The organism is Plantactinospora alkalitolerans, assembly GCF_015690345.1.
GTDB lineage: Bacteria > Actinomycetota > Actinomycetes > Mycobacteriales > Micromonosporaceae > Plantactinospora > Plantactinospora alkalitolerans.
On the sequence record NZ_JADPUN010000336.1, the window covers coordinates 19,199 to 31,043 of the forward strand.

The following is an 11,845-nucleotide window of genomic DNA, read 5'->3' on the forward strand; positions in this document are numbered from 1 at the left end:
AGGCGTACGCGGCCTGCTCCGCAGTGTGCCGGCGAGCGTCGGGAAGGGCCCCCGCATATCGCTGTTCGTAGCTGCGAGCGCCCTTCCTGACGCCTGTCAGCCGACGGTGACCGATCCGTTGTCGGAGCGTACGCAGGCGACGGCGCGGTTCGCTGTCGCCACCGCACCGGCGAGGCACTGTCCGAGCACCGCGTGCCCGGCGGCGTTGGGGTGCCAGGACTCCTGGCAGGTCTGGAAGTACGTGACGCAGGCGTTGGCGATCCGCTGAATCTCGATCTTGTCCTTGCCGGAGAGGCTGGTCACGGGAACGCCCGTCGGGCCGTCCTGCAGGCGGATCGGCGTGGCAAGCGCGCCGGTCGGACTCGCCGACGTCTCGCAGAGCCGGGCTCCGTCAAAGGCCCGCTGCACGTTCAGGTACACCAGGTCGTCGGCGGGAAACTCGGCCCGCATCGTGCCGTGCACCGACTGCACGAGGGTGCCGAGACCGCCGGAGAAGAGGTGCCCGGCGGCGAGGCTGGCCCGGTGCACGGGACAGCCGGCCGCGTACCGCTCGGCGCCGAGGGCCCGGAACTTGTCCCGGCTGTCGTCGCGGCTGTCCTCCTCGTGGAACCTCGACTCCAGGTCGAACGGCAGCGGGTTGGTGTAGTCCTGGAAGACGATCCGGTGCTGCCCGTCGGCGTCGACCTGGTCCAGGGTGGTCAGCAGTTGCCGTACGGCGGTGGTGGTCTCGGCGGTCGCCGCCGCGACCTGGGCCGACGTGGCGAGGTCGTCGCCCGCGCAGGGCGCCTGCTCGACCGGACCGCCGATGTACGCCCAGAACTCCCACCAGCCGGTCCAGGCGTCGGCGATGAACCGGTTGGCGCACTTCGAGGCGACGTCGCCGAAGGTGAAGGAGCTGTTGTTCGAGCCGAGGCCCAACAGCACCAGGTCGATGTCGTGGGTCTGCGCCACCGCCCGGACCTGGTCGAGTTGCGCGGCCACCGTACGGCCCTTGGTGCGGTTGACCGAGGCGTTGGCGATGTCGTACGGCTGACCGCCGGAACAGGCGAGGTTGAACCGGGCCTGGATGCCGGGCAGGTTCGCCTGGTGCAGCGAGGCATTGGCCGACCGGTGGCAGAAGAACGCGTTGCTGTTCGGCGCGGACCAGCCGGGGAAGCCCTGTGGCGTTCCGTTCACGTCCGCCACCGGTTGGTAGTCGCCGGCGCCCTCGCCACTGACGAAGCTGTCCCCGAGCGCGACCGCGGCGGTCGGCAGGCTGGCCGCGGCCGTACCCGGGGCGGTGACGGTGGCCGTCAGCGTCGCGGCCGAGGCGAGGGTGAGCACCAACGCCGCCGCGAACGCGGGTCGACGGAACCCGATCATGTTCGACCCCCAAGTGCGTCTGTACGAAATATCGAAAACTTCTCGCGTCTCGGCATCAGATCATGGGTCGGAGCGACGGTCAACGAACGGCATCGATCCCGGCCACGGATCGACGTCGGCCGTGGATCGATCCCCGGCCAGGATCGACATCGGTCGGGACGGCGCCGCTGGCCGGGCCGGACGTCGGACCCAGTGGAGCTCCGGCTACCGGGCGGGCGGTCGTGCCGAGCCACGCCCCGACCGGCGAGCCTGGTTGCGGCAGGCATCGATGATCTCGGGACGCAGCAGGTGTCCGAACCCGGAGCGGTCGAGTCGCACGGCAAGCCCCGAACGGTCGGTACCGAGCGCCTCGGCGGTCGCGTCGAGACTCCAGTCGTGCGCGGCGAGTTGGCCGAGCAGGTGCCCCCGGCGGGCCTGCGCGGCGGAGAGCCGGAAGGTCTTGAGGTACGCCAACCGGCCGTCCTCGTCCGTGATGCTCTCGCCGATGTGGTTCTCGGTCTCGGGCGTGAAGGCCGGCAGGAACCGAGACAGGGTGAACCGGCCCATCCGGTACACCGGCTCGGCCGACAGGCGCTCCGTACCGAAGAGCCCGCCCGCCATCAGGGAAGCCGACTCGGACCAGGCCGCGCCGCTGCGGTCGATCTCGGCGCGGAGGTCGGCGACGCTGTGCACCCGGTTCTCGTCCAGAGTGGTCTGGAACTCGGGCGCCGCCGGATACAGGTGGGCGTACTGGTAGACCAGCTCGCCGTAGAGGTCATGCAGCACGGTGGGATGCAGCGCACGGTAGTCGTCGGGATGTGGCACGACGAAGGCGGCGGCGAGCGCGTCGGCCACGTACAGGAGCATTCCGCACTGCTCGGGATGGATCTCGAAGATCCGCAGCGCGTCGGCCAGGCCCGGTACCTCGACACCGGTGTAAGCCGCCTCGGCCCGGGGCGACAGGCCACGGGTGACCGCCTGGCGGGTCCACTCCTCCCAGGCGATGGCGGGCCCGCCGAACTGCAACGCGAGGTACCCCTCCAGGGCCAGGTGCAGGGGAAGGAACCGGAGCCGGCGCTTGTCGTCGCGGCGGGCCATCCGGCGCCGGAAGTGCAGCCCGATCCCCCGGGGCTGACCGGTCGCATCCGGGTCACGCAACTGGGTGCCGTACACGGCGGCCGGAGTGGCGTCGGTGGTCCAGTTGGCCACGAACGCGTGCGGAACATAGGCGACGTACGCGGCACGCGGCCCGACCTTGACGATCGACACATCGTCCGGGTCGTACAGCCGGGCGTGCAGCCGCAGGTCGGTGACGGGTACGGCCCGCAGCAGCGGCTGGAGCCGGACCGCACCCCAGAGCTGGGCCGGACCCGCGACCAGGCCGGTCAGGTCCAGACCGGTCCGCCGCCCCACACCGGTGCTGGTCACGCTGCCACCGCCGGATCATCGGGGGCGGCGAGGAACCGGTCGACCCGGGCGGCCAGGTGTGCACGCAGCTCGTCGAAGGTGGCGGTACCGGTGGCGAAGCGGGCGAGTTCGACCAGGGCGGCGGCGTCCTCGGCGTCGCGTACCCCGACGGTCGCCACGGTGGACCCGAGACGACGCACGTCGAAGCTGTCGCTGTCGTACACCGGGTTGAGGTGCACGATCGAGGTCCGTTCGCCGGGATCCAGCCGGGTACGCCAGACCCGGAGCACCTCGGCGGCCTGCCCCGACGGGGCGTTGTCCCAGCCGTCGGAGACGACGACCAACCGGTCGGGCCGCCGCTCCAGCCCGTCGACGATGCGGGCCCCGAGCCCGGTGGAGCCGATCGGATGGACCAGCAACGGGTCACCCCGATGGTGCAGCCACAGCCCGGTGTAGTCCGCCGCGAGCGTCTCCAGGAGGTAGTGGGTGGCCAGCGCCACCGCCAGCGGGCGGCGCCGCTTGACGCCCGACCCGGACGCCGAGTAGCTGTCGTCGAGGACCGCCACCACCCGGCCCCAACTGCCGGCCTGCCGACCCGCGGCCCGGCGGGCGGCGGCTCGCAGCGCGTCGGTCAGCTCCGCGCGCCGCCGGACCCGGTCGGGCCGGGACAGCGACAGGACATAGCTGGCGAGGCGGGTCAGCGGCACCCGGGGCAGCTCCGTGCCGACCGCAGCCACGTCGAGCCGGCGGGCCGAGGTCTGCAACCGGAGCCGCTCGCCGTCGGTGAGCTTCGGCGCGATCCCGGTCAGGAAACGTGCCCGGCTGATGCCGTGCCGCACGGCCAGTCCCTCGGCGACGGTGTACGGCAACTCGTACAACGCCCGCTGCTCGTAGTGCGCCCGGCGCCACGCCTCCAGGATCGGCGTGTCGTACCGCTTCGGGCGGCGCCAGTCGAACAGCACGGTGCCCACCTCGGCCGGCAGCGACAGGTGGGCGTGCCGGGCGGCGACGGACAGCGAACGGCGGTACTTGACCGCGTCGAACGCGGGATCGGGCCGGGCCGCTACCCAGTCCCGGATGATCGCCCGGGTACGCCGGTTGTTCACGCCGAGCCGGCGCAGTTCGCCGAACACCCGGTACACCCGCTGCGGCGGTAGCCGCCGCAGGCGCGCGGCGATCAGTCGCCCCTCCACGGCACGCCGCTGCGGACCCGCGAGGTTGGCGGTCCGGAGCAGGTTCGTCACCACCAGCGCGCCGTTGAAGTGGTTCACGTCCAGTGCCAGGGTCGCGGCGTACAGGTCGCGGTAGTTGCCCAGGACGTACTCGTGCAGGAAGCCCAGCGACATGCGCTGCTCGGCGGCATCGGCCCGGAACTCGCGCTGCCCGGTGGAGGTGACCGCCGCGTTGACGAACATGACCACGTCCTCGCACGCGATCCGGTCCGCCAACGACATCGAAACCCCCCACAATGGATTGGAAGCCGGCCGGGGAATGTGGGCACGAACTGCGAAGCATCGCTTCAGAGGCGGGTTCCGGAAGTCGCACCGTAGTCCCGCGACCGGCCGGGCCACCATACCCGCCGGCAGCGATCACCAGCGAGGCAATTGCGTCGGGGCGGAGAACCGGACTCAGAACGTGTCGAGGACCGGGATCAGATGTTCCTCCTCGTAACTCAGATGGCGCTCGAGTTCGTCGGTGAGGCGTTCGACCTCGGTACGGACCGACCGAGGATCGGCGCGTCCGGTCGCGACGACCCGCTGCAACTCGTCCAGCAGTTCCGCGATCGCCTGGTGCTCCCGACCCAGCCGCTCCAGCACCGGGGCGACGTCGGGGTGCCGGTCGGCGATTAGCCGGAAGATCCCGGCGTCCTCTCCGGTGTGGTGGTTGTGCAACCCCTGGCAGACCGTCAGGCAGTTCATCCGTAGTTGGCTGCCCAGGCCGGGGCCGGACTCGGCGATCTCCTTGCGGATCAGGGCGAGTTCCCGCCGGAAGCTGTCGTGGACGAGCCGGAGCGCGGCCCCCCAGGACGTCGCGTTCGGGCTCGGCGGACCCGGAATCCCCTGGAGGGCGACCACCGGGATCGTCCGGCTGGTCCTGGCCTGGTATTCGGCCCAGCCCGGATCGGATTCGACCGCGCGGGCGAAGGCGTCGTCGCGTTCGGCGCCCCGCAGGACCACGGCGTCGGCTTCGTAGGTGAAGATGCCGGTCTCGACCGTGACCCTCGGGGTGGCCCGCAGGTTGTGGTACCAGGCCGGATGGCGTGGGGCGCCGGCGGCCGAGGCGATCACCAGGATCCGTTCGGCGCCGTCGGGCAGGTAACCGACCGGTGTCGTGTGCGGGGCGCCGGAGCGCAACCCGGTGGTGGTCAGCAGGATCAGTCGGGCTCCCTCGAAGGGTCCACCGACCCGCCCTCCGTTGGCGCGGAACTCGTCGATGACCTGTTGGTTGAAATCGTTCGGCATGGCTTCTTTCTTCTTCGGAATTCTTCTTCGGAATTGGTGACCGTGCCACCGATCGCGGGCATGGCGGAGAACCGCCTGTCGGGCGGCCCGGCGCCACCACGAATTGGGCTCGGCGTGGCGTAAGAGGGCGCGGACGGGGTATCCGCGAGCGGTCGCGCTACGAACGGGAGCGGCACCGGAGCGGCACCGGAGCGGCACCGGTATCCCGGCTCGCCGCGCGCGGCGTCGCGGCCACAAGAGCGGTGTCGCGGCGGCAAGAGCTGCGTGGCGGCCACAAGAGCGGCGTCGCGGCAGGAAGACAGGACCGTTTGGTTGTCCGGCGGGTCACGGGGAATGCGCGAGACGCACTGACGGCGGGCCTCGGGCCCACCCGGGGCTCACGCGATAGCCGGGTGCCCTACTCGGTTGTGGCCAAAGGCCGACCCGGCAGTCACGTCGTCGACATTAGCGTCAGAAATGCACCGAGACAAGATCGCGGCGGCCATTTCCCACCGTCGGGTCCCTCCTGCGACAGGGGAAGAACATCGTGCGTTCCGGGGTTACATCGCCGGGCGTACGGATTCGACCGGTGCGCCGATGGAGGAGGACGACATGGACACGACCGTGGAATTCGGTCTGGACACCTTCGGTGACGTCACCGCCGACGCCGAGGGCAACCGGGTCCCGTACGCCCAGGTGATCCGCAATGTCGTCGAGGAGGCCGTCCTGGCCGACGGGCTGGGCGTCGACAGCTTCGGACTCGGCGAGCACCACCGGGACGACTACGCGGTCTCGGCCCCGGAGATCGTGCTCGCCACCATCGCGGGCCGGACCGAGCGGATCCGTCTCGGTACCGCCGTCACCGTGCTGAGCTCCGACGACCCGGTACGCGTCTTCGAGCGGTTCGCCACCCTCGACGCGGTGTCCCGGGGCCGGGCGGAAATCACCCTGGGGCGCGGCTCGTTCACCGAGTCGTTCCCGCTGTTCGGGTACGACCTCGCCGATTACGACCGGCTGTTCGCCGAGAAGGCCGACCTGATGTCACACCTGCTGACCGAGGACGCGGTGACCTGGCAGGGCAGTGTGCGCGCCCCGCTGGAGAAGCAGCACGTCTACCCGAAGACGGAGTCCGGCCGGATCCGGACCTGGATCGGCGTCGGCGGCAGTCCGGAATCCGTCGTCCGCGCCGCCCGGTACGGCTTCCCGCTCGTGCTCGCCGTCATCGGCGGTGACCCGGCGCGGTTCGCCCCGTACGTGGAGCTGTACCACCGCGCGCTGGGCGAGTTCGGCTCCGACCCGCTGCCGGTCGCGGTACACGCGCCCGGATTCATCGCGTCGACCGACCAGGAGGCGGCGGACCTGCTGTGGCCGCACGCCCGGGTGCTGTTCAACCGGATCGGCCGCGAACGCGGCTGGCCTCCGATGACCCGGGACCGGTTCGACGCCGACATTGCCGGCGGCGCCTGGCACGTCGGCTCGGCCGAGACCGTGGCCCAGAAGATCGCCCGAACGGTACGGGTGCTCGGCGTGCGACGCTTCGACCTGAAGTACTCCAACGGCACCCTGCCGCACGAGCGCCTGATGAACACGATCGAGCTGTACGGCACCGAGGTGATCCCCCGGGTCCGCGAACTTCTCGCGTCGGACGCCACACCGGCGCCCTGACTCCGACCGGGCACCGACGGGTCCGCCTGCCGGCCGCCTGCCCGCCGCCTCCCGGCCGCCTTCCGAGCCGCTTCCGGACGCCATCGTCGACCGGTCTACTCCAGCAGGCCACGCGCCATCGCCGTGGTGACCGCCGCGGTCCGGTCGGAGACGTCGAGCTTGCTGAACGCCCGCAGCAGGTGGGTCTTCACCGTCGCCTCGCTGATGTGCAGCGCACGACCGATCTCGGCGTTCGTCCGGCCCTTTGCGACCAGGCCGAGCACCTGCACCTCGCGCGCGGACAGCGCCGGCCCGGCGGGGCTGCGGATCTGCCGGACGAGCCGCCCCGCGACCGAGGGGGCGAGCATGGTCTCGCCCCGGAAGGCGGCCCGGATCGCACTGGCCAGTTCCGCCTTCGTCGCGTCCTTGAGCAGATAGCCGATGGCTCCGGCCTCGACCGCCCGGAGGATGTCCGAATCGCTCTCGTACGTGGTCAGCACGACCACCCGGCTGGTCCGCGTCTCCCGCAGGATCGCCTCGGTGGCGTGTACGCCGTCGAGGCCGGGCATCCGCAGGTCCATCAGGATCACGTCCGGTCGATGCGCCCGCGCCATGGTCACGGCCTCCAGCCCCGATCCGGCCTCTCCGACGACGACGAGGTCGGTCTCGGAGTTCAACATCCCGCGCAACCCGTCCCGGACCACGGGATGGTCGTCGACCAGCAGCACCGTGATCACCAGCGTGCCTCCCTCTCCACCGTCTCGTATCCGGGTCGCCCGCGGCACCGCCCGCCGCCCGCCGCCGGCCGGCGGCGGGCGTATCGATCCCGCGCTTCCCGCAGGTTCAGCGGGAGTCGCGCTCGACCCACCGGAACGTCAGCAGGCACAGCACCAACCCGGCCACACACCACGCCCCGAGCACCAGGGCGGTCCTTCCGGGCTCCCACGAACCCGCCGCCTCCTGCACCATCATGCTGTCCGGCAGGAACACCGACCGGAACCCCTGGCCCATCCACTTGACCGGGAAGAACGATGCCACGGTAATCATCCCGTCCGGCAACGCGTCGTTGTGTACGAAGATCCCCGAGACGAACTGCAGCGCGATCGCCGGCAGGTTCAGTACGGCGGGAGCGCTTCTTGCCGACCTCGCCAGCGCGCTGGCCGCGATGCCGAGCAGCGTGCAACTGACGACGGAGAGTGCCAACAGCCAGCCGAGGGTCAGCCAGCGAGCCGGATCGGTCGGCAACTTCAGGTCGAAGAGCACCACCCCCACCGCCAACAGCAGGACGATTCCCGCGACGGTGGAGACCCCGACCAGCACGATCTTGCCGATGAAGTAGGCGCCGGCCGGAACGGGCGTACCCCGGAGCCGCTTGAGGGTGCCGTCCTCGCGGTCGACCGCGATCCCCACCCCCATGCTGATGAAGGCGGTCGAGACGATCCCGTACGCGATCATCCCGGCCACGAACACCTGGCTTATCCGGACGTCGGCGATCCCGTGCACCGGCTCGTCGAAGATGAGTCCGAGCATCAGGGCGATGAAGGCCGGAAAGGCGAAGGTGAAGACCACCGCGTCCTTCTGCCGGAAGAACTGCTTCAGTTCGACGACCCCCCGGGAGAGACCGACCCGCAGGGTCGACGGCAGGCGTACGGCGGAAGCCTGCGCGATGCCGCCGGCGGCCACTCCGGGCTGCGTTCGTGGCCCTGGTGAGGCCACGGCCGCAGCCGTCTGACGCCCCTCGTTCCGCCCGGTCATCCGCGTTCTCCGATCAGTTCGAGGTAGACGTCTTCGAGGCTGGGACTGTGTACCCGCAGGTCGCTCACGCTCAGGTCGGCCCGGGCGGTCAGCCGGGCCACCAGGGCCACCGGGTCGCTGGTCTGCTCCCGGTGCTCCCCGGTGCCGTCCCGCCAGGTGACGGTGGCGGTCGCGGTCGCCCGGCCGCCGATGGTCTGCGGCGTACCCTCGGCGATGATCCGCCCCCGGGAGATGACGGCGAGCCGGCCGGCGAGCGCCTCGGCCTCGTCCAGATAGTGGGTGGTGAGCAGGATCGTGGTGCCCTCTTCGGCGAGCCGCCGGATCAGCGCCCAGAACTCCCGGCGCGCCTCCGGGTCGAACCCCGTCGTCGGCTCGTCCAGGAACAGCAGTTCGGGCCGACCGATGATGCCGAGGGCGACGTCGACCCGGCGGCGCTGGCCGCCGGAGAGGCTGCGTATCCGCGCGCCGGCCTTCTCGGCCAGCCCGCACACCGCGACGACCTCGTCCGGATCGCGGGGGTCGGGGTAGTACCCGGCCAGGTGGCGTACGGTTTCCCGGACCGTCAGCTCGGCGGCGTCGGTCGCGGTCTGCAGGACGATGCCGAGCCTGGCCCGCCACCTCCGGCCCGCCGTTCCCGGGTCCTCGCCGAGCACCGACACCGCGCCGCCGTCCCGACGACGGTGTCCTTCGAGAATCTCGATCGTGGACGTCTTGCCCGCACCGTTCGGCCCCAGCAGAGCGAACACCTCGCCCCGGGCCACGGTCAGGTCGATCCCGTCCACCGCCACCTGGCCCCGGTAGGACTTGCGCAGGTCGCGCGCACTGATGACTGTCATGCCTCGATGTTGTCGCGCCTGCGGGGCGCCAGGGACGACCACCAGACTGAATCCGGCTGTCCATCGAACGGTGGACAGCGGGGCGGCCGTGCGTCGGCCCGGTCACCCGGTCGACCGGCATATCCTTGACCGGTGACCAGCGCGCGGCGCTCCGGCGGCACCGGTCAGCCGTCCTCGTGAACCCGCTGCGGCGGATCGGCCCGTACCAGGTCGAACGGCTGCTGGGCTTCGGCTCGTTCGCCACCGTGTGGCTCGGACACGACCCGTCCCTCGGCGCCCGGGTGGCGATCAAGGTGCTGGCCGAGAACTGGTCCCACGACCTGCGGGTCCGGGAACGGTTCCTGGACGAGGGCCGGTTGCTGTGGCGGCTGGATCACGAACGCCTCGTCCGGGTGTACTCCGTCGGCGAACTTGACGACGGGCGGCCGTACCTGGTGATGGCCTGGGCCGAGGGTGGCAGCCTCCGGGACCGCCTCGCCGCCGGACCGATGCCGGTCGCGCAGGCGCTGCGCGTGTTGCGGGAGATCGCGGCCGGAGTCGGTGTCCTGCACGCGAGCGGAATCGTGCACCGGGACCTGACGCCGGGCAACGTGCTGTTCCAGCCGAAGCCGTCCACCGTCGAATCCGACCCGACCGACTCGGTCCTGATCGCGGATCTCGGTCTCGCCAAGGCCATCGCCGCGGCGTCCGGACTGACGGCGCGGGCCGGCACTCCCGGCTACATGGCGCCCGAGCAGGAGTCGTCGCTGGCGCTGGTCGACGCCCGAACCGATGTGTTCGGCCTCGGTCGCCTCGGCGCGAGGCTCCTCGGCGCGACCCCGCACGATGCGGAGTCGTCCGCCGACCCGCCGAGCGGCCCCGGCTCCGACGTGTCGGCGGAGCCCGCCACGACGCCGGTGCCCGGCACCACGCCGGTACCCGGTACTACGCCGGCACCCGGCACCACGCCGGTACCCACCACCACGCCGGTGCCCACCGAGACGCCGGAGACCTGGCCGGTGCTCCGGGCCGGCGTGCCTTCCGGCATCGCCGCCGTGCTCCGGAAGGCAACCGCCCACCGGCCGGATGACCGCTACCCCGACGCGACGGCATTCGGCGCCGCGCTGGACAGGGCCGGGGCCGTCGGGGTCGGGCCGGACACACCGGAAGGATGCCGTCGTCCGCGACGCGGCGGCACCCTGCTGGCGGGCAGGCTGGTCGCCCTCGTCGCGCTGGTCGTCACGCTCTCGACGGCGACGTTCATCCTGCTGAAGGTGGACTGGCCGGACCGGCATGCCGACATCGGCGAGGACCCGACGGGGCGGATCACCGTTGCCCTGCCGGACGGTTGGCGCAGCACCGGATCGGGCTGGATCGGGCAGCGCGGGCCGGACGGGGCCCTGGAGCCGGCACTGGTGCTGTCGCCGGACCCGGACCGCTGGCGGAGCGATCCGACCGTACCCGGGGCGTTCGTCGGGCTGTCCCGGACCCTCGCCGCCCGGCACAGCCCGGCCGGATACGTCGCCGAGCATCCCCACGCCGAGTGCGACGCGGCCCCGGTCCGGACCGTACGACGGGGCTCCGTCGACTGGTTCGTGGCCGTGTTCACCGCCTGTCGGGAGGGCAAGCCGGTGATCGTCGAGGCCGCCGGCATCGGCCCGGACGACGCCGGCCTGGTGTACGTACAGGTCGCGCCGCCAGCGCAGTCCACACCGGACTTCGTCGACAACCTGCTGGCCGGGGTACGGGTACGACCATGAACCCGGAGGATGCTCCTATGGATGTCAACCGGCGAGTTCAAGATCGTTTATTGTGATGATCTGGTAGAGCTCGCGGGCGACGTAACGCTTGAGGCATCGAATGATTTCTTTTTTGGACATGCCCTCTTTGGTGCGGCGCTCGGCGTAGGCGCGGGTGCGGGGGTCCCCGCGCAGGCGGCAGAGCACGACGCGGTAGAGAGCGCAGTTGGCCTGCCGGTCGCCACCGCGGTTGAGTCGGTGCCGGGTGGTCTTGCCCGATGATGCCGGGATCGGAGCGACGCCGCAGAGCATGGCGAACGCGGCTTCGGAGATGAGCCGGTCGTGGTTCTCGCCGGCGGTGACCAGCAGTTGGCCGGCGGTGTCGGCGCCGACGCCGTTGGCGGCGAGCAGACCGGGGTTGATGGCGGTGACGAGGGGTTGTAGTAGCTCGTCCAAGTCGGTGATTTCGGTGGTGAGCTGCTGGTGACGGCGGGCGAGGGAGCGTAGGGCGAGTTTGACGGCGGTGGTCGGGGTCGCAGCGTCGGCCCGGTCGGGTCGTAGGTTCGCGCAGGTGTTGATCAGCTGTTTGACGGTCAGGCCGCGTAGCCGGGCACGCAGTTCGTCGGGGGCGGTGACGATCAGCGTCTTGATCTGGCGTTGGGTGTCGGCGCGCTGGTCGACCGCGCTGCGCCGGGCTACCCGC

10 protein-coding genes are annotated in these 11,845 nt (G+C 71.3%); 2 read left to right on the top strand and 8 right to left on the bottom strand.

The window, feature by feature from the left end; genetic code table 11:
* Positions 1-96 precede the first annotated feature (96 nt).
* From I0C86_RS36075 to I0C86_RS36090, 4 genes are all read right to left on the bottom strand, one after another.
* Entirely contained in the window at positions 97-1,362 is a 1,266-nt protein-coding gene (locus tag I0C86_RS36075; RefSeq protein ID WP_196205789.1) for an SGNH/GDSL hydrolase family protein, read from the bottom strand.
* A gap of 204 nt (positions 1,363-1,566) precedes the next feature.
* Positions 1,567-2,769, bottom strand: coding sequence for an ARPP-2 domain-containing protein (locus tag I0C86_RS36080; RefSeq protein ID WP_323374058.1), 1,203 nt, complete (start codon positions 2,767-2,769; stop codon positions 1,567-1,569).
* Positions 2,766-4,202: a hypothetical protein gene (locus tag I0C86_RS36085; RefSeq protein ID WP_196205790.1), complete on the bottom strand. Its 1,437-nt coding sequence runs from the start codon at positions 4,200-4,202 to the stop codon at positions 2,766-2,768. The genes I0C86_RS36080 and I0C86_RS36085 overlap by 4 nt, the downstream gene beginning before the upstream one ends.
* Before the next feature lie 174 nt (positions 4,203-4,376).
* On the bottom strand, positions 4,377-5,210 hold the full coding sequence (locus tag I0C86_RS36090) for a nitroreductase/quinone reductase family protein (RefSeq protein ID WP_196205791.1): 834 nt from the start codon (positions 5,208-5,210) through the stop codon (positions 4,377-4,379).
* A 591-nt stretch (positions 5,211-5,801) separates the two neighbouring features.
* On the opposite strand from I0C86_RS36090, the gene I0C86_RS36095 reads away from it, so the two are divergent.
* Positions 5,802-6,854, top strand: coding sequence for an LLM class flavin-dependent oxidoreductase (locus tag I0C86_RS36095; protein WP_196205792.1), 1,053 nt, complete (start codon positions 5,802-5,804; stop codon positions 6,852-6,854).
* 95 nt (positions 6,855-6,949) lie between these two features.
* On the opposite strand, the gene I0C86_RS36100 is transcribed toward I0C86_RS36095, so the two are convergent.
* From I0C86_RS36100 to I0C86_RS36110, 3 genes are all read right to left on the bottom strand, one after another.
* Positions 6,950-7,570 carry a response regulator gene (locus tag I0C86_RS36100; protein ID WP_196205793.1) on the bottom strand — a complete coding sequence of 207 codons (621 nt, stop codon included), beginning with the start codon at positions 7,568-7,570 and terminating at the stop codon, positions 6,950-6,952.
* Positions 7,571-7,676: 106 nt separating this feature from the next.
* Positions 7,677-8,588, bottom strand: a complete 912-nt coding sequence (locus I0C86_RS36105) for an ABC transporter permease (protein WP_196205794.1) — start codon at positions 8,586-8,588, stop codon at positions 7,677-7,679.
* Complete coding sequence (locus tag I0C86_RS36110; protein WP_230395362.1) at positions 8,585-9,424, bottom strand: ABC transporter ATP-binding protein; 840 nt, start codon at positions 9,422-9,424, stop codon at positions 8,585-8,587. The genes I0C86_RS36105 and I0C86_RS36110 overlap by 4 nt, the downstream gene beginning before the upstream one ends.
* 125 nt (positions 9,425-9,549) lie before the next feature.
* On the opposite strand from I0C86_RS36110, the gene I0C86_RS44060 reads away from it, so the two are divergent.
* On the top strand, positions 9,550-11,163 hold the full coding sequence (locus I0C86_RS44060) for a serine/threonine-protein kinase (protein WP_230395363.1): 1,614 nt from the start codon (positions 9,550-9,552) through the stop codon (positions 11,161-11,163).
* A 24-nt stretch (positions 11,164-11,187) separates the two neighbouring features.
* Here I0C86_RS44060 and I0C86_RS36120 read toward each other — a convergent pair.
* On the bottom strand, positions 11,188-11,845 hold a 658-nt coding region (locus I0C86_RS36120; protein ID WP_196205795.1), incomplete at its 5' end, for a transposase.

Coding starts and splice junctions, on each gene's coding strand:
- I0C86_RS36075 (WP_196205789.1), bottom strand. CDS start 1,362: ATGATCGGGTTCCGTCGACCCGCGTTCGCGGCGGCGTTGGTGCTCACC.
- I0C86_RS36085 (WP_196205790.1), bottom strand. CDS start 4,202: ATGTCGTTGGCGGACCGGATCGCGTGCGAGGACGTGGTCATGTTCGTC.
- I0C86_RS36090 (WP_196205791.1), bottom strand. CDS start 5,210: ATGCCGAACGATTTCAACCAACAGGTCATCGACGAGTTCCGCGCCAAC.
- I0C86_RS36095 (WP_196205792.1), top strand. CDS start 5,802: ATGGACACGACCGTGGAATTCGGTCTGGACACCTTCGGTGACGTCACC.
- I0C86_RS36105 (WP_196205794.1), bottom strand. CDS start 8,588: ATGACCGGGCGGAACGAGGGGCGTCAGACGGCTGCGGCCGTGGCCTCA.
- I0C86_RS36110 (WP_230395362.1), bottom strand. CDS start 9,424: ATGACAGTCATCAGTGCGCGCGACCTGCGCAAGTCCTACCGGGGCCAG.